This is a genomic window from Variovorax sp. YR216 (assembly GCF_900107745.1).
In the GTDB taxonomy this organism is placed as follows: Bacteria; Pseudomonadota; Gammaproteobacteria; order Burkholderiales; family Burkholderiaceae_C; genus Variovorax.
In genome coordinates this window covers 30,025-47,951 of record NZ_FNRO01000018.1, presented here as the reverse complement: position 1 = coordinate 47,951, position 17,927 = coordinate 30,025, and the positions used below count along the sequence as shown (strand labels likewise).

At 65.6% G+C, this 17,927-nt stretch carries 18 protein-coding genes; 12 read left to right on the top strand and 6 right to left on the bottom strand.

Features of this window, described 5'->3' with window-relative positions:
• Window positions 1-124: 124 nt before the first annotated feature.
• Window positions 125-1,135 (bottom strand): zinc-binding dehydrogenase, encoded by a 1,011-nt coding sequence (locus BLW05_RS29305; protein WP_256330550.1) that lies wholly within the window; start codon window positions 1,133-1,135, stop codon window positions 125-127.
• A 110-nt stretch (window positions 1,136-1,245) separates the two neighbouring features.
• Here BLW05_RS29305 and BLW05_RS29300 point away from each other — a divergent pair, with 110 nt between their 5' ends.
• A complete protein-coding gene (locus BLW05_RS29300) occupies window positions 1,246-2,112 on the top strand; it encodes a LysR family transcriptional regulator (protein WP_093167296.1) in 867 nt (288 codons plus the stop codon).
• A gap of 467 nt (window positions 2,113-2,579) precedes the next feature.
• On the opposite strand, the gene BLW05_RS29295 is transcribed toward BLW05_RS29300, so the two are convergent.
• The 5 genes from BLW05_RS29295 to BLW05_RS29275 all read right to left on the bottom strand — a co-directional run bounded on the left by BLW05_RS29295 (window position 2,580) and on the right by BLW05_RS29275 (window position 7,241).
• Complete coding sequence (locus tag BLW05_RS29295) at window positions 2,580-3,068, bottom strand: RidA family protein (RefSeq protein WP_256330549.1); 489 nt, start codon at window positions 3,066-3,068, stop codon at window positions 2,580-2,582.
• Window positions 3,069-3,146: 78 nt separating this feature from the next.
• On the bottom strand, window positions 3,147-4,481 hold the full coding sequence (locus tag BLW05_RS29290) for an amidohydrolase family protein (RefSeq protein ID WP_093167294.1): 1,335 nt from the start codon (window positions 4,479-4,481) through the stop codon (window positions 3,147-3,149).
• A complete protein-coding gene (locus tag BLW05_RS29285; RefSeq protein WP_093167444.1) occupies window positions 4,478-5,446 on the bottom strand; it encodes a Bug family tripartite tricarboxylate transporter substrate binding protein in 969 nt (322 codons plus the stop codon). The genes BLW05_RS29290 and BLW05_RS29285 overlap by 4 nt, the downstream gene beginning before the upstream one ends.
• Window positions 5,447-5,474: 28 nt before the next feature.
• Window positions 5,475-6,575 (bottom strand): amidohydrolase family protein, encoded by a 1,101-nt coding sequence (locus tag BLW05_RS29280; RefSeq protein WP_093167292.1) that lies wholly within the window; start codon window positions 6,573-6,575, stop codon window positions 5,475-5,477.
• Window positions 6,576-6,617: 42 nt separating this feature from the next.
• Window positions 6,618-7,241: a nuclear transport factor 2 family protein gene (locus BLW05_RS29275; protein ID WP_093167290.1), complete on the bottom strand. Its 624-nt coding sequence runs from the start codon at window positions 7,239-7,241 to the stop codon at window positions 6,618-6,620.
• Window positions 7,242-7,415: 174 nt separating this feature from the next.
• Between BLW05_RS29275 and BLW05_RS29270 the strand changes: the two genes are divergently transcribed.
• The 11 genes from BLW05_RS29270 (at window position 7,416) to BLW05_RS29220 (ending at window position 17,773) form a co-directional block, all read left to right on the top strand.
• Window positions 7,416-8,396 (top strand): LysR family transcriptional regulator, encoded by a 981-nt coding sequence (locus tag BLW05_RS29270; protein WP_093167288.1) that lies wholly within the window; start codon window positions 7,416-7,418, stop codon window positions 8,394-8,396.
• A 108-nt stretch (window positions 8,397-8,504) separates the two neighbouring features.
• Window positions 8,505-9,989 carry a 2-hydroxymuconic semialdehyde dehydrogenase gene (locus BLW05_RS29265; RefSeq protein ID WP_093167286.1) on the top strand — a complete coding sequence of 495 codons (1,485 nt, stop codon included), beginning with the start codon at window positions 8,505-8,507 and terminating at the stop codon, window positions 9,987-9,989.
• A 33-nt stretch (window positions 9,990-10,022) separates the two neighbouring features.
• Window positions 10,023-10,844 carry a 2-keto-4-pentenoate hydratase gene (locus BLW05_RS29260; RefSeq protein ID WP_093167284.1) on the top strand — a complete coding sequence of 274 codons (822 nt, stop codon included), beginning with the start codon at window positions 10,023-10,025 and terminating at the stop codon, window positions 10,842-10,844.
• Window positions 10,841-11,794, top strand: a complete 954-nt coding sequence (locus tag BLW05_RS29255) for an acetaldehyde dehydrogenase (acetylating) (RefSeq protein ID WP_093167282.1) — start codon at window positions 10,841-10,843, stop codon at window positions 11,792-11,794. Before BLW05_RS29260 ends, BLW05_RS29255 begins: the two co-directional genes overlap by 4 nt.
• On the top strand, window positions 11,791-12,819 hold the full coding sequence (gene dmpG, locus BLW05_RS29250) for a 4-hydroxy-2-oxovalerate aldolase (RefSeq protein ID WP_093167280.1): 1,029 nt from the start codon (window positions 11,791-11,793) through the stop codon (window positions 12,817-12,819). The genes BLW05_RS29255 and dmpG overlap by 4 nt, the downstream gene beginning before the upstream one ends.
• On the top strand, window positions 12,816-13,607 hold the full coding sequence (locus BLW05_RS29245) for a 2-keto-4-pentenoate hydratase (RefSeq protein WP_093167278.1): 792 nt from the start codon (window positions 12,816-12,818) through the stop codon (window positions 13,605-13,607). The genes dmpG and BLW05_RS29245 overlap by 4 nt, the downstream gene beginning before the upstream one ends.
• The gene (locus BLW05_RS29240) at window positions 13,604-14,044 is read left to right on the top strand and encodes a RidA family protein (RefSeq protein WP_093167276.1); all 441 of its coding nucleotides are present in this window, start codon (window positions 13,604-13,606) and stop codon (window positions 14,042-14,044) included. Before BLW05_RS29245 ends, BLW05_RS29240 begins: the two co-directional genes overlap by 4 nt.
• A gap of 20 nt (window positions 14,045-14,064) precedes the next feature.
• A complete protein-coding gene (locus BLW05_RS29235) occupies window positions 14,065-14,634 on the top strand; it encodes a 3-hydroxyanthranilate 3,4-dioxygenase (protein WP_093167274.1) in 570 nt (189 codons plus the stop codon).
• A complete protein-coding gene (locus tag BLW05_RS29230; protein ID WP_093167272.1) occupies window positions 14,631-15,623 on the top strand; it encodes an amidohydrolase family protein in 993 nt (330 codons plus the stop codon). The genes BLW05_RS29235 and BLW05_RS29230 overlap by 4 nt, the downstream gene beginning before the upstream one ends.
• Before the next feature lie 50 nt (window positions 15,624-15,673).
• Window positions 15,674-16,747: a porin gene (locus BLW05_RS29225; protein WP_093167270.1), complete on the top strand. Its 1,074-nt coding sequence runs from the start codon at window positions 15,674-15,676 to the stop codon at window positions 16,745-16,747.
• A 126-nt stretch (window positions 16,748-16,873) separates the two neighbouring features.
• Complete coding sequence (locus BLW05_RS29220; RefSeq protein WP_093167268.1) at window positions 16,874-17,773, top strand: LysR family transcriptional regulator; 900 nt, start codon at window positions 16,874-16,876, stop codon at window positions 17,771-17,773.
• The last annotated feature ends 154 nt before the right edge of the window (window positions 17,774-17,927 follow it).

The following is a 17,927-nucleotide window of genomic DNA, read 5'->3' as shown; positions in this document are numbered from 1 at the left end:
CGCATCGAACGCGATTGAAGGGTCGATGCCGTCGATAGTGAGGAGGAGGTGGTCGAGCATGGACGTATCCTGTCAGACGGTAGAGGCAAGGCTTCTCTCGTAACGCGGTGCCTGCGCACTCCACTCAAGCGATGGCGACAACGACCCTTCCAACAGCGTGGCCGTTGGTGACGCGAGCGTGCGCGTCACCGGCCTGCGTGAGCGTGAATCTCTGAGTGTCCACGAGGGGGCGCAACTGGCCTGCATCGACAAGTTCGGCGACCCGCGCCAGGATTTCTCCGTGGTGGGCGCGGCCCTTGCCACTGAGCATCGGCATCAACGTGAAAACGCCGGAATAGCTGGCCCCCCGGAACGACAGCGGCGCCAGCGAGTGGGTACCCCAACCCAGAGCGCTCACAACGTGGCCGGTGTACCGGCGTACAGAAACGAATGACGCATCGAGCGTGGCGCCGCCCACGGTGTCGTACACCACATCGAATCCCTCGTCCGCCGTGTGCTCGAGAACATAGTCCGCAGGGGTCGAGGCCGTGTAGTCGATGGGCATCGCGCCAAACGAACGGACGACATCAAACTGCGAGGGCTTTGCAGTCGCGTAGACCTCGGCGCCAGATGCGCGAGCAATTTGTATCGCCACGTGCCCGACTCCGCCCGCTCCCCCGTGAACGAGGACCTTGTGACCGGCACTGGCGCGGGCGCGGTCAATTAATCCTTCCCAGGCTGTGATGGAGACCAGCGGGAGCGCAGCGGACTCTCGCAAGGACAAGCTCTTCGGTTTATGCGCGAGCAGGTCCGCGTCTACCGCAGCGTACTCGGCCAGGGTCCCTTGCAGGCCGCCCACGCCGCCGACGAGGCCATACACCTCATCGCCCACCCGGAAGCGAGTGACGCCGGCGCCGACCTGAACGACAACCCCCGCCATGTCCATTCCAAGGACCGCCGGCAAGGGGTGCGCGGCATGCGCCGCTACCCCGGCGCGAATTTTGGTGTCGAGCGGGTTGACGCCGCTGGCGCCAATACGCACCAGAACATGCCCCGGAGCGACTGCCGGAACCGGACGGTCAAGGATTTCGAAGGGTCCGTTGGTCTCGCGAACAACGGCGGCTTGCATGGTGGCGGGAACAGGGGAGCTGAGCATGGAAACGTCCTTTTGAAGCGCATGTGGCTGCAGGACTCCAGTTTGTGGTCTTCATACTTGCATGTAAATTCACAGAACTGAACTCTCACCATTCATTCTTGAATACAGCCATGGACTGGAGTGATGTCCGAATCTTTCTGGCGATAGCTCGCTCGGGCTCGCTGAGCGGCGCAGCGCAGCGCCTGGGGATGTCTCAACCCACGATGGGACGTCGCATACGGGCCTTGGAAGAGTCGACCGGCCAGAGCTTGTTCCAACGCGGGCGCGAGGGGTTTCAACTCACGGATGAAGGTGCGTCAGTGCTCTTGCATGCCGAGCGGATGGAAGACGAGGCGCTTGCCATCGAGCGACAACTTGCGGGACAGGGCGCTGCGCTCCAGGGGCTCCTTCGGGTGTCGTCCTCGGACTGGTTTGGCCTGCACGTCCTCTCGCCGGTAGTCGCCCGATTCGTTGCGCTCCACCCGGGCGTTCGAGTCGACCTCATCACGGACACGCGCTTTCGCGACCTTGCCCGACGGGAGGCCGAGCTGGTCTTTCGCATTCGGCCTTCGGAAAGCCCCGAGGTCATCCAGCGGCGGCTCATGCACATGCCCTATGCGCTGTACGGTCCCGCCGGCATGCCTCCGCCAACGGCAGGCGATGGCATCGGCACGAGGCTCATCACGTTGGACGCGGAGTTCGAAGACCTCCCTGATGTGCACTGGCTGCGGAACACCTTTCCGGCAGCCACCTTCGCGCTGGGGAGCAACAACCGCGATGTGCAGGCGCGTACGTGCGCCCTGGGAGCAGGTTTTGCCGTGTTGCCGACTTTGCTGGGTGACCAATTTCCCGGTATCCAGAGACACGACATCCACCCGTCGCCCCCGGGCAGGGACGTTTGGTTCGCCTATCACCGGGACCTGCGTGGACTGGCGCGGCTACGCGCATTCCTGGACTTGGCCATCGAATGCATCGGCGAGAGCACCAGTTCACCGTGAGCAGCCTAAGGAATGGCGCGACGTCTACACGTCCAGGACTCGATTTCTTGTGGATGGGCGCGCTGCCCCGGAGCAAGGCGGAAGCAAAGCAGAAGGCGACAAGCAACACGAGGCACAGCAAGGCATATTCGAACGTGTAGTACTTGACACCAGAGTGTCCTGCGAGAAGGTGAAGCCACCATGGCAACGCAAAACTGCCTGCTCCGCTGGACACGATGCCAGGGCTGAAAAGCACGAGCAGCCCCGACGGCGCCTCTCAAAGAGATGCGGCTACGTCCGCGACCGGGCTGTGCGGCCAGACATGCGCGGGGTGGTCGCGAGCCGCTTGCCTCGCCTTGAGGCACCTCTCATTTCACGGGTGTCGCCGCGTTTCGGTTGGCGTTTCACGCTCCACCTCTGCGCGCCGCCTCTGATTTGATGGCCCTGGCTCTGAGGCGTACGTTCTCAGTCTCGAAGGCATTACCGCCTCAGTGCGGAATGCAGGGACTCGTTTGGGAGCACTTGTCTCCGATGACGGCTGTTGCCTGAATCTCGATCTGCATGCCCGGCACGGCCAGGTTCGAGACAGTGATCTGCGCGCTCGCAGGGAAATTCCTGTTCGGGAACATCTCGCTGCGCACCTTCGAAAAGGTCGCGCCGTTGCGCGCATCGGTCATGAAGACGGTCATCGTGACGACGTCTTGCAGACTGCCGCCGGCCCGCTTGAGCGTCTGGTCGATCAGTGCGAAGACCGTTCGCGCCTGCGCTTCGAAGTCGCCCTTGATGTCCTTGCCGTTGAGGTCCGTCGTGGTGGTCTCGCCTGCCAGCCAGACCACCTTGCCACCCTCGGTGACTACGGCGGGGGAATAGGAGCGGCCCTTGATCCGCTCGCCCTGCTCCATGTAGTCCGCCGCGAGGGCAGTCGTGGCAAACGTCAGGAAGGCCGCGCTCGCGGCGAAAGATGCCAGTAGCTTCATTGATGATCTCCGGTAGGGGTGCGACGGTTCACGCCGCGTTGCTTGAGAAGAACTTGGGAAAGGCCGGGCGCCGCTGCATCAGCAGCAGCACACGTCCGTGCAAAGGTGCTGCGGCGCGCGCGAGGCGAGTCCGCGAACGGATTCGCGCGCCTCATGGACGATCTGCTCGTGGTCGCAGGCAATGAACCGGCCATGTCGCCGCAGGATGCGCCCATCGACCATCACCGTGTCGACGTTCGCGGGCTGCGCCGAGTACACCAGCGAATAGGCCGGGTCGACGACCGGCGCCATGTTCGGGTCGCCAGTGCGCACGAGGATGATGTCCGCGCGCTTGCCCGTCACGAGCGACCCGACGCGGTCCGCGATGCCGAGGTCGCGTGCGCCGTCGATGGTGGCCAGCTCGAGCAGCCGCTTGGGCGAGAGCGCAACGTTCGCGCCGAACCGCTGCTTGTGCGACCAGAGCAATGCGCGCATGCAACTGAAGAAATCCGCATTCGCCGATGCGGCCGAGCTGTCGACCGAGAGGCTCTGCTGCACCTTGGCATCGAGAAGTTCCTGGAACTGGATCTCGCCACGCGTCGCCTGCGCATAGTGCACTTCGATGACGGGCGAGCAGGTCATCGAAGTGCCGGATTCGGCCAGCCGCACGCATTCGTCGGCAGAGATGCCCTGCGGATGCACGAGCTGCAGGTCGCGCCCGAGCAGGCCGTGCTGGTCGAGCACCGAGACCACGCCAGGACGCGCATGCATGGTGACGGGCAGCCCGAGCCGGCGGATGCCATCGATCTCTGCCGCCACGACTTCGATCGGCACCACGCCGCGCGGGTTGGATACCGGAGTCCGCACCGCCGCGCCGAGCGTCAGCAGACCGCTTTCGGGAAGGCCGTTGCGCTGCACGCGGGCGAGGTCGTCCAGGTCCATCGGCCGATCGAGCGGGCTCTCCTGCCCCCAGCCGTACGAGAACCTCCCGCGCACGCCCATGTCGTCCATCGCACGGATCTCGGCATCCGCATGGGCCGCACTGCGCGTGTTGTGCGACCAGTTGTTCACCGTCGTGATGCCCGAGGCGATGCCCTCCGCGAGCCCCAGTCGCACCGAACGGTAGCTGTCCTCGGGCGTGAAGAGTGGCCCGATGCCCAGCGTGACCGGGAAGTAGCCCCGCACCGCATCGTCGCCACGCACGAGGGCACGCAACGAGCTGTTCCACAGATGCCAGTGGGTGTCGACGAAGCCCGGCATGACGATCATGCCCCGCGCATCCACCTCCCTCGCGCCCTTCGCCTCGATGTCGGGGCCGATCCAGGCGATCTGGCCGTCGCGCACCAGCACATCCGCGCACGGCATGTCGCCGAGCACCGGATCCATGGTGAGGACGTAGCCGCCGCGGATGATGAGTTCGCTGTCTCTCCTCATTCCGCCTTCGCCCCGGAGATTTTGATCAGGCGGCCCTTCTGGGCCATGTCCGTCTGGATGAACTTCGCGAAGTCCTCGGGCGTCGAGAACACGGGATCGAACCCGCGGTCCGTCACTTGAGTCTGGCGAAACGCCGGGTCGGCAGTGATCGCGGCGACGTCCGCGTAGATCTTCTGCACGATGGCAGGTGGAGTGCCCCCGGTGGCGAAGAGGCCGAACCACGATTCGTGCGGATCGATGTCGGCGTAACCCGCCTCGCGCAGCGTGGGCACGTTCGGCAGGCTGGGAAGCCGCTCCGCACGCCCCACGGCGATCGGCTTGAGCTTGCCCGTCGCGATGTGCGCCTGCGCCCCCGGAACGCCCGCCAGCGTCAGATCGACCTCGCCCGACAACACGGCGAGCACCGCCGGTGAGATGCCTTTGTAGGGCACATGATTGAGCTCGATGCCGCTGTGATGCTTCAGACCTTCGAAGAGCAGATGCGGCAGGCTGCCCGAACCATAGGAGGCATAGCTTAGACCGTTCGGCTTCGACTTGGCCAGCGCCACCAGTTCGTCCATCGTGTTCGCGTGCACCGAGGGATTCGCAATCACCATCTGCGGAAGGCTCACGAGCCGCGAGATCGGCGCGAGGCCGCGCACCGGGTCGTAAGGCAGCGACTGGAACAGGAAGGGATTGCTGGTGATCGTCGCCTCGCTGGTCAGCAGCAGCGTGTGCCCGTCGGGAGGCGCTTTGGCCACCGCGGAGGCGCCGATGATGGTGGAGGCGCCCGCCTTGTTGTCGACGATGACCGCCTTGCCCCATTTCTTCTGGAGCTTGTCCGCGAGCCCACGCGCGAGCACGTCCACCCCGCCGCCCGCCGCATAGGGGACGACGATCTTCACGGTCTGGCTGGGAAAGCCTTGCGCGAATACACATATCGGCAGCGACAGTAACAACGCCGCCAGAAACTTGAATGACTTCATCGAATAGTCCAAAGAGACGGAAAGACGCTCAACCGCGCAACTGTGGGATCAACTGGAACGCGTTGTCGCGATAGACGGCGCGAAGTTCTTCCGGCGTCAACCCCGAAGTCTGCAGGCCGGCCGAGATACGCTGCGGCTCCACCCATGGATAGTCGGAGCCGAACACGATCTGCGAAGTCGGCACGATCATCTTCAGGATGCCGATGTGCACCGCATCCGCTGCGGCTGCGGTGTCGTAGTAGAAGCGGCGGAAATGGTGCAGCCGCGAGTCCGCCGGTGCCTTGCGCGCGAGGCTCTCCGTGGATTCGCCCACGAGATAGCGCTGCGCCCAGATGCTACCGCCGCCGTGCGACCAGATATAGCGCACGTCCGGTGTCGCCTTGGCGGTGCCGTTCTGGATCACACTCACCATCGCGCGGGCCAGGTCGGAGCCCAGCTCGACGAAGGTCGGCAGGATCCCCGGCTGGAAGTCCCACGAGCAGCAATTGGGCGCGGTGGCATGCGTGTAGACGATGGCCTTGCGGCGATTGAGCTCTTCCCAGACGGGCGCGAAGGACTTGTCGCCCAGCCATTTGTCGTCGTAGCTCGACAGCAGGCCGACACCGTCGGCCTTAAGCGTGTCGAAGGCGTACTCGATCTCGCGCAAGGTGCCGTCCACGTCCGGCAAAGGCAGCACCGCGAAATGGCCGAAGCGCCCCTTGTAGTCCGACTTGAGTCGCGCGGCGTATTCATTGAGCTCGCGCGCCGCCTTGCGTGTCTCGGCCACGTCGCCGAACCAGACGCCCGGCTGCGTGACCGAGAGGAAGGCCTTTTCGACATTGCCGCGGTCCATCGACTCGATGTCCTGCGCCACGGTCCACGTCTTGAACTGCTCGAAGCCCAGCACCGGCTTCACGTTGTTCTTCGACTCGACGAGCTTCACCCACGCCGGCGAGAAGAAGTGGTGGTGGAAGTCGATGCGTGGAATATTGACCGCGGGCGCGACCGGCGCGGACTGCACCGCCTGCGCGAGCGCCCCGGCGCCGGGCACCGCCGCGGTCGCGCCAAGGGCGGCGAGCGACCGCAGGAATCCCCGACGGGAGTTGCAACCCAGGTGGCCGCAGTTCGGACGCCATCTTGCACTGTTCATTCTTGCTCCGGGAAGTTGCGCGAGATCAAGGTCGTCACCGGCTCAGTGAGCGCCGAAGAACTTGTAGGACGGATCGTCGCGCCCGGTGCGCGGGCCCATGACATAGCCGCTCTTCACGATCGAGGCCGGCACATCGAGCACGCGGCGGTAGTCCATCACCGTCACGCGGCTGTCGAGCCCCCACTTGCCATTGCGGCGCGACCATTTGTCCAGATAGCGCGAGTGCATCCAGCGCTCCTCGTACATGTCGTCGCGGCCCTCCTTCTTGACCAGCAGCGTGGCGGTGCCGGTCGACTCGCTCACGGCGGTGTCGCCCTTGACTTCGATGAGGATGTTGGTGATCCGGTGGTTGTTTCCTTCCATCTCGCCGTGCGCCTTCATCATCCAGTCGGTATAGGCGGTCCAATTCGGAAACAGCGTCTTGCCGAACTCGACCTTGGCTTCGGGGTGCCCGATCGACAGCAGCAGCTCGCGATCCAGACGATCGAGCGCGCGCGGGTACTTGTAGAGCAGCTCGGTGATGGCCTGCTTGCTCAGCAGCTCCTCCACCTGAGCCGCCTGCGCCGATTGCGCCTTGGTCTGGGCCAGCGCCGGAACGCTGGCGGAAAACAGGACTGCACAGGCGATCGTCGAGCTGACGAGCAGGCGGCGGGAAATGCATCGCATCTTCAAAACTCCTTGTTGTCGGTACTTGGGCTCCGTCGATTTCAACTGCCGGCGACCCATTGAGCAAACGATTTAATCTCATAGATCCATAAATCGAACTCATCGAGCAGATCAGGGACCCACTCCTAGAATCGCGCCCCGGCGGCGCAGGGCCGCGCCTTCGGGAGAGTTCAGTTGACCCGCACCACACGGCATTCGCGCCAGTCCATCGGCCGTCGTCTTCGCTTCCAGCAGTTGCTCATCTTCGAGAAGGTCGTCGAAGCCGGCTCGATCCTCGCCGCCTCGCGTGAGCTCGCGATGACGCAGCCGGCGGTCAGCAAGGCCGTTCACGAGATCGAAGCCCAGCTCGGCGGCGCGCTTTTCGTGAGGGGAAAGTTCGGCGTCACGCTGACCGACTTCGGCAGCCTGTTCGAGCGCCACGCGAAGTCCATGCTGGCAGAGCTCCGGTACCTGGCGGAAGACCTCAATGCCTCGCAGACCGGTGTCACGGGACACGTGATCGTCGGAACGCTGATCGCAGCATCCGCGACCCTGCTTCCGCAGGCGATCACGCGCCTGCGGCAGGCGGCGCCAGATATTGCAGTCACGGTTCGCGTGGGTCCCAACTCCGCGCTGTTTCCGGCACTCGCGCGCGGAGAGCTCGATGTCGTCGTCGGCGCATTGCCCGAAGCGTCGGCAGCGGGCTTGCGCGAGGACGACCGCGCCCGCCTCACGCACGTGTCGCTGTACGACGAGGCTTTGCGCGTCGTTGTTGGCGTCCAGCATCCGCTGGCACGTCGACGCAAGATCCACGCGGCCGATCTGCAGGAGCAGGAATGGATCGTGCCGACCTCCGACTCGGTGGCTTACGGCGCTGTCAGGCACTTCTTCGAGCAGCAGGAACTGCCGCTGCCGCGCCAGCCCGTGGAGTCGATCTCCATCCTCACCAACCTGGAGTTGCTTCGTTCGGGCCCGATGGTCGCGCTGATGCCGCAGTCGGCAGCGATGCGATTCGCGAAGTCGGGTCTGCTTGCAGTGCTGCCGATGGAAGGGCTTGGGACCTTCGGCGGCGTGGGCTACACGACTCGGTCCGATCGCGAGGCGACGCCTGCGACCCGACGCTTCATCGCGGCGATCGAAGAGGCCGCGGAGGCGCTCAGCCAGCGGCGGAAGTGATGCGCGTGATGTATTCCAACTGGCTATACGTCACGCCCAACTTCTCATTATTCAAGAATAGGTCGGATCTCTAGACTCCCGCCGCATCACAAGCTGGGGTCTGTCACCGTGTCATCGTCTTTCTCGCTTCCGTCCACTCTGAGTGGCCTTCGCAACTATGTCGATGGGGAGTTCATCGCGAGCGGCAAGACTTTCGACAACATCAGCCCCCTGGACGGTCGCGTTCTCGCCTCGGTCCACGAAGCCGACGACGCACTGGTCGACCGTGCGGTGCGCAGCGCACGCCGCGCGCTGGAAGGAGCATGGGGCCGCACCAACGTGCAGGAGCGCGCGAAGGTATTGCATGCGGTCGCGGACGGCATCGAGCGCCGCTTCGACGAGTTCCTCGCCGCCGAGATCGCCGACACGGGCAGGCCGCTCGAACAGGCCCGCTCGCTCGACGTGTATCGCGGCATCGCGAACTTCAGGACCTTCGCCGACCTGGGTAAGACCGCGCACGGGGACTTCTTCGAGACTTTCCTGCCGGACGGCTCGAAGCTCATGAACCACACCCTGCGCAAACCGCTCGGCGTGGTGGCGAGCATTTCTCCGTGGAACCTGCCGCTGCTGTCCCTGACGTGGAAAGCAGCGCCCGCGCTCATCTGCGGCAACACGATCGTATGCAAGCCGTCCGAAGAGACACCCTCTTCCGCCACGCTGCTGGCCGAGGTCTTTCACGAGGTCGGCGTGCCGCCGGGCGTGTTCAACGTCGTGCACGGCTACGGTCCCGGTTCGGCGGGCGAGGCACTCACGCGTCACCCGGACATCGATGCGGTGACGTTCACCGGCGAGACGCGCACCGGTGCCGCGATCATGAAGGCCGCCGCGGATGGCGTGAAGGAAATCTCCTTCGAGCTCGGCGGCAAGAACGCCGCGATCGTGTTTGCGGATGCCGATTTCGACGCGGCGGTGGAAGGCGTCGTGCGCTCGTCCTTCACCAATTCCGGGCAGGTGTGTCTCTGCTCCGAGCGCGTGTACGTCGAACGCCCCATCTTCGATCGCTTCGTCGCGGCGATGAAGGCACGGACGGAGTCGCTGAAGATCGGCTGGCCCGACGAACCAGGGGTTTTCATGGGCTCGCTGATCTCGCGCGAGCATCGCGAGAAGGTGCTGTCCTACTTCCGGCTCGCCGTGGAGGAAGGCGCCACGGTCGTCGCCGGCGGCAGCGTCCCCATCTTCGGCGACGCGCGCGACAACGGCGCGTTCGTGCAGCCCACGATCTGGACCGGATTGCCCGACACGGCCCGTTGCGTGACCGAGGAAGTCTTCGGCCCCGTATGCCATATCGCGCCCTTCGACAGCGAAGAGGAGGTGATCCGCCGCGTGAACGACAGCGCCTATGGGTTGGCGAGCTCGGTCTGGACCACCAATCTGTCGCGCGCGTATCGCGTGACGCCCCGGATCAGCGTGGGCATCGTCTGGGTCAACACCTGGTTCTCGCGCGACCTGCGCACGCCCTTTGGCGGCACCAAGCTCTCCGGCATCGGCCGCGAGGGGGGGCGCTATTCGCTCGACTTCTATTCCGAGACGACCAACGTCTGCATCAAGGTCTGAGCGCCATCGCATTCAACTCTTCAAGGAAACGACATGAACCTGCGCTTGGCATTGATTGCCGACGAACTCCGGGAGGCCGAACGATCCGGCCGGCCCATTCCCCCGGTGCGCGAGCGGATCGGGCAGTTCGCAGAGAGCGACGACCTGCTGTCAGCGGCCTACGCGGTGCAGCAGGTCAACACGCAGCGGCGCATTGCGGAAGGTGGCAGGTTGGTGGGCCGCAAGATCGGCCTGACATCGATCGCCGTGCAGCGCCAGCTCGGCGTGGATTCGCCCGACTTCGGGGCGCTCTTCGCCGACATGGCGGTCGGTGACGGTGAAGAGATCGCGTGGGCGCGGCTGATGCAGCCCAAGGTGGAGGCCGAGATCGCCCTCGTCCTGGAGCGCGACCTCCCGCACGAAAAGCACACTGTCGCCGACGTGATCTCGGCGACCGCCTACGCGTTGCCCGCCATCGAAGTGGTCGGCAGCCGCATCGCGAACTGGGACATCCGACTGGCCGACACGGTGGCGGACAACGCATCGTCCGGCCTATTCGTGCTTGGCACCCGGCCGGTATGTCTTTCTCGCCTGGATCTGGCCGGCTGCGGCATGGCGATGGAGCGACGCGGCGACCAGGTGTCCGTGGGTGCGGGCGCTGCCTGCCTCGGCAATCCGCTGAACGCGGCGGTCTGGCTGGCCGACACGCTCGCGCGGCTCGGAACGCCGCTCAAGGCCGGCGACGTGCTGATGACCGGCGCGCTCGGGCCGATGGTCGTGGCGCAGCCCAACGACGTGTTCACTGCCGACATCGAGGGACTGGGCTCGGTCAGCGCGGTGTTCGGCCTGCGCGCCGACGCGGGAGATGGCCAATGAGCGACGCGCAAAAGATATCCGCCGCCATCATCGGCTCCGGCAACATCGGCACCGATCTCATGATCAAGGCGCTCCGCCACGCGTCCCACCTCTCGGTGGATGCGATGGTGGGCATCGATCCGCAGTCCGACGGCCTTGCGCGCGCGCAACGCCTTGGCCTCGCAGTCACGTCGGACGGCATCGACGGGCTGCTCCAGCTGCCTTGCTTCGAGGACATCGGCTTCGTCTTCGACGCCACGAGCGCCGGCGCCCATGCGCACCACAACGCGCTGCTGCAGCAACACGGCAAGCAGGTGATCGACCTCACCCCAGCGGCCATCGGCCCCTACGTGGTGCCGGTGGTGAACCTCGACGACCACCTCGATGCGCCCAACGTGAACATGGTGACCTGCGGCGGTCAGGCGACGATTCCCGTCGTGCGCGCGGTCTCCCGCGTGGCCCCAGTGCACTACGCGGAGATCGTCGCGTCCATCGCGAGCAAATCGGCAGGGCCCGGCACGCGCGCCAACATCGACGAGTTCACCGAGACGACCTCGAAGGCGATCGTCGAGGTCGGCGGCGCCGCGCGGGGCAAGGCGATCATCGTTCTGAACCCCGCCGAGCCGCCGCTGATCATGCGCGACACGGTGTACTGCCTCGCAGACCTGCACGCAGACCAGGAGGCCATCGAGGCTTCGGTCGTGCGCATTGTCGAGGAGGTCTCGGCCTACGTGCCGGGGTACCGCCTCAAGCAACGGACGCAGTTCGAGCGCATCGACGGCGACCGCTTTGTCAGCGTTCAAGGCCTCGGGAAAGTCCAGGGCCTGAAGGTGACGGTGTTTCTCGAGGTCGAGGGCGCCGCGCACTACCTGCCGGCCTACGCGGGCAATCTCGACATCATGACCAGCGCGGCCCTGGCGACAGGCGATCGCATGGCGCGGCGCAGGCTGGCGCAGAGGAGGGGCGCATGACGCGCACGAAGAAGATCTGCGTCTCGGACGTGACCCTGCGCGACGGCATGCACGCCGTGCGCCATCAGTACTCGATCGAGGATGCGACCCGCATCGCGAAGGCGCTGGACGAAGCGGGCGTCGACAGCATCGAAGTCGCGCATGGCGATGGCTTGAGCGGGTCCAGCTTCAACTATGGGTTCGGCGCGCACAGCGACCTGGAGTGGATCGAAGCCGTGGCCGGTGTCGTGCGACATGCGCGCGTCGCCACGCTGCTGCTGCCGGGCATCGGCACGGTGCACGATCTGCGCGCGGCCTACGGCGCCGGCGCGCGCGTGGTGCGCGTCGCCACGCATTGCACCGAGGCGGACATCTCGCGCCAGCACATCGAATACGCACGCGGGCTCGGCATGGACACGGTGGGCTTCCTGATGATGAGCCACATGAACACGCCGCAGGGCCTCGCCGAGCAGGCGAAGCTGATGGAGAGCTATGGCGCGCAGTGCGTCTACGTGGTCGATTCGGGCGGCGCAATGAACATGGTCGACATCGCCGACCGCTTCAAGGCGTTCAAGGACACGCTCAAGTCCGAGACGCAGACAGGCATTCATGCACATCACAACCTGAGCCTCGGCGTAGCCAACAGCATGGTGGCGCTCGAGCATGGCTGCGACCGCGTCGATGCGAGCCTGACCGGCATGGGCGCCGGGGCCGGCAATGCGCCGCTTGAAGTCTTCATCGCGGCAGTGGTCCGCATGGGACTCAACCACGGCTGCGACGTTCGCAAGCTGATCGATGCGGCCGAAGACATCGTGCGCCCGCTGCAGGTTCGGCCGGTGCGCGTGGACCGCGAGACGCTGGCCCTCGGCTACGCGGGCGTGTACTCCAGCTTCCTTCTGCATAGCGAAGCCGCGGCCAAGCGCTATGGCCTCTCGGCCTTCGACATCCTGGTCGAACTCGGCAGGCGCCGGATGGTCGGCGGGCAGGAAGACATGATCGTCGACGTCGCGCTCGACCTCGCGAATGCAGCCAGGGAGGCCGTATGAGCCTGATCGACGACGCAGCCGCATTGCTCGACAGCGCCGCCTTTGGCCGCGAGGCGATCGAGCAGTTTCCCCCGGGCCACTTCACGCTGGCGCAGGCCTACGACATCCAGCGCGCCTCGATCGCGCACCGCCTCTCGCGGGGTGAGGTTCTCAAGGGCATCAAGCTGGGCTTCACGAGCCGCGCCAAGATGGTCCAGATGGGCATCGACAGCCTGATCTGGGGCCTGCTCACCGACGGCATGGTCGAGGAGGACGGTGGTGTGGTTGATCTCGGTCGCTACATCCATCCGCGCGTCGAGCCGGAAGTGTGCTTTCTCACGCGCAAGGCGATCGACGGGCCGCTCACCTCGCTCGAAGCGGCGGATTTCATCGAGGCCGTCGCGCCTGCGATGGAGATCATCGATTCCCGCTATCGCAACTTCAGGTTCAGCCTCGAGGACGTGGTGGCGGACAACTGCTCCTCCGCTGGCCTGGTGGTGGGCGGCTGGTCGCGCAACTTCGATGCACTGGGCAATGCCGGCGTGCGCATGCAGTTCGACGGCCGCGACGTGCAGGTCGGGTCGACCCGCGCGATCCTCGGCCAGCCGATGCGCTCGGTCGTGCAGGCATCGCGCCTTCTGCATGGCGCGCAGATGAGCCTGCCCGCGGGCTCGCTCATCATGGCCGGCGCGGCGACCGCGGCAGAGGCACTCCGTCCCGGCGTCCATGTCGAATGCCGCATCGGCACCGGCACCGGCAGCGCATCGCTCGGCAACGTGGCCTTCGTCACTTCCGGGGCGGCGGCATGACGGCGCAAGACAAGACCGCAGCGAGTGTCGTCGCCGGCAAGGCCAGGCCGCGCGGCCGGTTTCCGCACCTCAAGCGCGCGGGCGACTTCCTGTTCGTCTCGGGCACCAGTTCGCGCCGGCCGGACAACAGCTTCGTTGGCGTGGAGGTCGACGAGATGGGCGTCACGCGCCTCGACATCCGCGCCCAAACGCGCGCGGTCATTGAGAACATCCGCGACATCCTCGCCAGCGACGGTGCAAGTCTTGCCGACCTCGTGGAGACGCAGGTCTTCCTGGTCAACATGAACGACTTCGGTGGCTACAACGAAGTGTGGGCGGAGTTCTTCGACTACGACGGCCCGACCCGCACCACCGTGGCCGTGCACCAACTCCCCCACCCCCACCTGCTGATCGAGATCAAGGCCGTCGCCTGGCGGCCCCGGGACTCGGAAAGCTGACATCCCCACGAGGAAACACCATGTTCAAGTACGGACACCCGCTCAACTTCCAGCGCTGGCTGGACGACAACGCCCATCGACTGAAGCCGCCCGTCGGCAACCAGCAGATCTGGCAGGACGGCGACTTCATGGTCACCGTCGTCGGCGGGCCGAACGGCCGCAGCGACTTCCATGACGATCCGGTGGAGGAATTCTTCTACCAGTTCAAGGGCAACGCCTATCTCCTGATGTGGATCGACGGGCGCTACGAACGCGTGGATCTCAAGGAGGGCGACATCTTCCTGATGCCGCCGCACACGCTGCATTCGCCGCAACGGCCGGAAGCCGGAAGCCTCTGCCTCGTCATCGAGCGCAAGAGACCGAAGGGTGAAGTCGATGCGTTCCAGTGGAGCTGCGCGAACTGCGGCCATGTGATCCAGCGCCATGAGGTGCTCCTGGAGAGCATCGTCGACGACCTGCCCCCGCTCTACGAGCGCTTCTACGCCAGCAGCGACGAAGCAAGGCGCTGCAGCCATTGCGGCGAGATCCATCCCGGCCGCGACTACCAGGCCTGGCATCGGCGCTACGAGGCAGCAAGGAGCGCCGCATGATCGACATCCACTCGCACTTCTTCCCGACGATCAGTCGGGACGAGGCGCGCGCGGTGCAGCCTGAGCGCGCACCGTGGCTCCAGGTGGGCGCCGATGGACGGTCGGGGCAGATCATGGTGGGCGACCGGCCCTTCCGGCCTGTGCACGACGCACTCTGGAATGCGGATGCACGCGTTCGCGAACTGGACGCCGCCGGCATCGACCTGCAGATCATCTGCGCCACGCCGGTGATGTTCGGCTACGCCTGGAATGCTTCTGCCGCAGCCGACTGGTCGTCGCGCATGAACGAGAAGGCGCTGCAGTTCTGCGCCGCGCATCCGACGCGGCTGCGGGCCATGGCGCAGGTGCCCATGCAGGACATCCGTCTCGCATGTGCGGAGACCGAGCGCGCGATGAAGGCCGGTTGCATCGGCGTGCAGATCGGCAATCACATCGGCGAAAAGGACCTCGACCACCCGGACATGGTGGACTTCCTGTGCTTCTGCGCCGAACGCGGTGTGCCGGTCTTCGTGCACCCGTGGGACATGATGGGCGGCGAGGGGCGCATGCGCAAATGGATGCTGCCGTGGCTGGTGTCCATGCCCGCCGAGACGCAGCTCGGCATGCTGTCGCTGATCCTCTCCGGCGCGCTCGAGCGCATTCCGCAGTCGCTGAAGATCTGCTTCGCCCATGGCGGAGGAAGCTTTGCGTACACGCTGGGCCGTGTCGACAACGCGTGGAAGCACCGCGACATCGTTCGCCAGGACTGCCCCGAGCTGCCCTCGTCGTACGCGCGGCGTCTGCACACCGACAGCGCGGTGTTCGATGCACGCGCGTTGCAGCTACTCACCGAGGTGATGGGCAATGACCGCGTGATGCTGGGCACGGACGCCCCTTTCCCGCTCGGGGAGCAGGAGCCCGGCAGCCTGGTGCGCTCGTGCGGCTTCCTCGACGGCGAAGCCCGCACGCAGATCCTCGAATCCAACGCCACGGACTTCTTCAGTCTCTGAGCGCTGCAGCTCACGAAATCGATCAACAACGACGAGGGAACTACCTACCCATGAAAAAGCTGACCATTGCCCTGGCTGTCGCGGCGGCCGCAAGTGCCGCAACGGCGCAATCCTCCGTGACGATCTTCGGCGTCGCCGACGTGGCCGTGAGCCACTATTCGAGCGGGCCCCGCAGCCAGACCGCGTTGTCGAGTTCCGGCAACAGCAACAGCCGCCTCGGCTTTCGCGGTGCGGAAGACCTCGGAGGCGGCATGAGCGCATCCTTCTGGCTCGAGGCACCCCTTTCGCTCGACGACGGCAACGGAAGCAGCGGCTTTTCGTTCTCTCGGCGCTCGACGGTCAGCCTGGCAGATCGCTGGGGCGAGATTCGCCTTGGCCGGGACTACACGCCCACCTATTTCAACGACTGGTTCGACCCCTTCGGCGCCGTCGGCGTGGGCACGCACGTGGTGTCGCTGCAGCGCATGAGCAGCACGTCCCCTGGCCGAATGTCGTTCACCCCCACCCAGGCCGCGAACAATCCGACCTACTTCCGAACGAACAACAGCGTCGGCTATTTCCTTCCACCGAATCTCGGCGGCATCTACGGACAAGTGCAATACGCCCTGGATGAACAGTCGGACCCGGGAAACCGCCAGGGTCGCTACTACGGCGGTCGCATCGGCTATCGCCAGGGGCCGGTGAACGTCGCGCTGGCCGCAGGCAAGGTCTACGGTGCCAATCCACCGACCGCCGCGGCGCCTGACGTCAAGAGCATCAACATGGGTGGCTCCTACGACTTCGGCCCCGTGATGGTCATGGGCGAGTACTCGCACGAGACCTACGACACGGCGACCACCGAGAACACCAGCAAAGGCTACACACTGGGCGTCTCGGTGCCGGTCGGCGTGGGCGAGATCAAGGCAGCTTATTCCAATGTGCGTGTCGACTGGCCCGGCCGGCCGGAGGCCAGCAATGTGGCGCTGGGCTATGTGCACAACCTGTCGAAGCGCACCGCGCTCTACGCGACCGTGGCGCGCATCCAGAACAAGAATGGCGCCAAACTGTCGGTGTCCAGCACCGTGCAGGGCACGGTGAACGCCAACTCGACGGGCTACGACCTCGGCATTCGCCACACGTTCTGACCGCGTCGCTTCGCGGGCTGGCGGCCTATACTGCGGCGGCCCCGATCCGGGGCTTCCGATCGCTCCACGAATGGCCACTCCCCGCCGGCGGCGCACCCCCAGCCTGACCAGCCTCGTCGCCGCAGCATGAACATCACGCTTCGGCAGCTACGCGCATTCGTCGAAGTCGTGCGTTCGGGCGGCTTTACGGCAGCGTCCCACAAGCTGCATCTGACCCAGTCCGCCACGAGCCTGCTGATTCGCGAGCTCGAAGCGCAGCTCGGCCTGCAACTCGTGGACCGCACGACGCGGCAGATCGCGGTGACCGAAGCCGGAAGCGAACTCCTGCGCAGCGCGGAACGCATCCTTGGCGACGTCGAGCAGGTCGTGGCCAATGCGCAGGACCTGGTGTCGCGCCGTCGCGGCCGGGTCACCATCGCGGCGACGCCGTTCTTGTCGGCGACCTACCTGCCGCACGTGATCGCCAGCTTTCAGGAGAGCTACCCCGGCATCACCGTGCATCTGGCCGATCTGCCCACGGATCAGATCCTGCGGATGGTGCAATCGGGCGACGCGGACTTCGGCCTCGGCCTCTTCCCGCAACTGGATGCGGACCTCCAGCGAGTGCCGATGCTGAAGCACCGCATGGGTGTCATGGTGCCGAGCACCTGGCCGCTGGCGCGCCGGCGCCGCGATGTCACCTGGGCCGATCTGGTTCAGCTGCCGATGATCGCGATGACGCATCACAGCGGCTATCGCGCGCTCGTCGATCCCTATCTCCACGAAACGGGTGTCGCTCTCACCCCACGGTTTGAAGTGGGCCACATCGGAACGGCCGTGGGACTTGCAGAAGCCGGCCTGGGCGTCACGGTCGTGCCCGCCTACGTGGGGCAGCTGATGCGATCGAGCCGAGTGCGCTTTCGGGTGCTGCACAAGCCTGTCGTCCATCGGCAGATCGAGCTGGCCATCCGAGCGGCGCGTTCGCTCTCACCCGGTGCGACGGCATTCCGCGAGTGCCTCGAGGCGCACTGCAAGCGATTGGCGTAGCGCTTCGATCTGTCGGCGCCAAGCCAGCGCGACCTCACCCGCGCGCTCCCGCAACTGACTCAGGGAGTTCTCGCCGCGCGACTGGCAGATGTCCAGCAACCGCTTCTCCACGGCCTCGACGCCAACGCTCTTGGGGCTCTCCCCGCGGCTGGGC

Excerpts from the sequence above, each read along its gene's own strand:
- BLW05_RS29305 (WP_256330550.1), bottom strand. The coding sequence starts at position 1,135 with ATGCTCAGCTCCCCTGTTCCCGCCACCATGCAAGCCGCCGTTGTTCGC.
- BLW05_RS29300 (WP_093167296.1), top strand. The coding sequence starts at position 1,246 with ATGGACTGGAGTGATGTCCGAATCTTTCTGGCGATAGCTCGCTCGGGC.
- BLW05_RS29295 (WP_256330549.1), bottom strand. The coding sequence starts at position 3,068 with ATGAAGCTACTGGCATCTTTCGCCGCGAGCGCGGCCTTCCTGACGTTT.
- BLW05_RS29290 (WP_093167294.1), bottom strand. The coding sequence starts at position 4,481 with ATGAGGAGAGACAGCGAACTCATCATCCGCGGCGGCTACGTCCTCACC.
- BLW05_RS29285 (WP_093167444.1), bottom strand. The coding sequence starts at position 5,446 with ATGAAGTCATTCAAGTTTCTGGCGGCGTTGTTACTGTCGCTGCCGATA.
- BLW05_RS29280 (WP_093167292.1), bottom strand. The coding sequence starts at position 6,575 with ATGAACAGTGCAAGATGGCGTCCGAACTGCGGCCACCTGGGTTGCAAC.
- BLW05_RS29275 (WP_093167290.1), bottom strand. The coding sequence starts at position 7,241 with ATGCGATGCATTTCCCGCCGCCTGCTCGTCAGCTCGACGATCGCCTGT.
- BLW05_RS29260 (WP_093167284.1), top strand. The coding sequence starts at position 10,023 with ATGAACCTGCGCTTGGCATTGATTGCCGACGAACTCCGGGAGGCCGAA.
- BLW05_RS29255 (WP_093167282.1), top strand. The coding sequence starts at position 10,841 with ATGAGCGACGCGCAAAAGATATCCGCCGCCATCATCGGCTCCGGCAAC.
- dmpG (WP_093167280.1), top strand. The coding sequence starts at position 11,791 with ATGACGCGCACGAAGAAGATCTGCGTCTCGGACGTGACCCTGCGCGAC.
- BLW05_RS29245 (WP_093167278.1), top strand. The coding sequence starts at position 12,816 with ATGAGCCTGATCGACGACGCAGCCGCATTGCTCGACAGCGCCGCCTTT.
- BLW05_RS29240 (WP_093167276.1), top strand. The coding sequence starts at position 13,604 with ATGACGGCGCAAGACAAGACCGCAGCGAGTGTCGTCGCCGGCAAGGCC.
- BLW05_RS29235 (WP_093167274.1), top strand. The coding sequence starts at position 14,065 with ATGTTCAAGTACGGACACCCGCTCAACTTCCAGCGCTGGCTGGACGAC.
- BLW05_RS29230 (WP_093167272.1), top strand. The coding sequence starts at position 14,631 with ATGATCGACATCCACTCGCACTTCTTCCCGACGATCAGTCGGGACGAG.
- BLW05_RS29225 (WP_093167270.1), top strand. The coding sequence starts at position 15,674 with ATGAAAAAGCTGACCATTGCCCTGGCTGTCGCGGCGGCCGCAAGTGCC.
- BLW05_RS29220 (WP_093167268.1), top strand. The coding sequence starts at position 16,874 with ATGAACATCACGCTTCGGCAGCTACGCGCATTCGTCGAAGTCGTGCGT.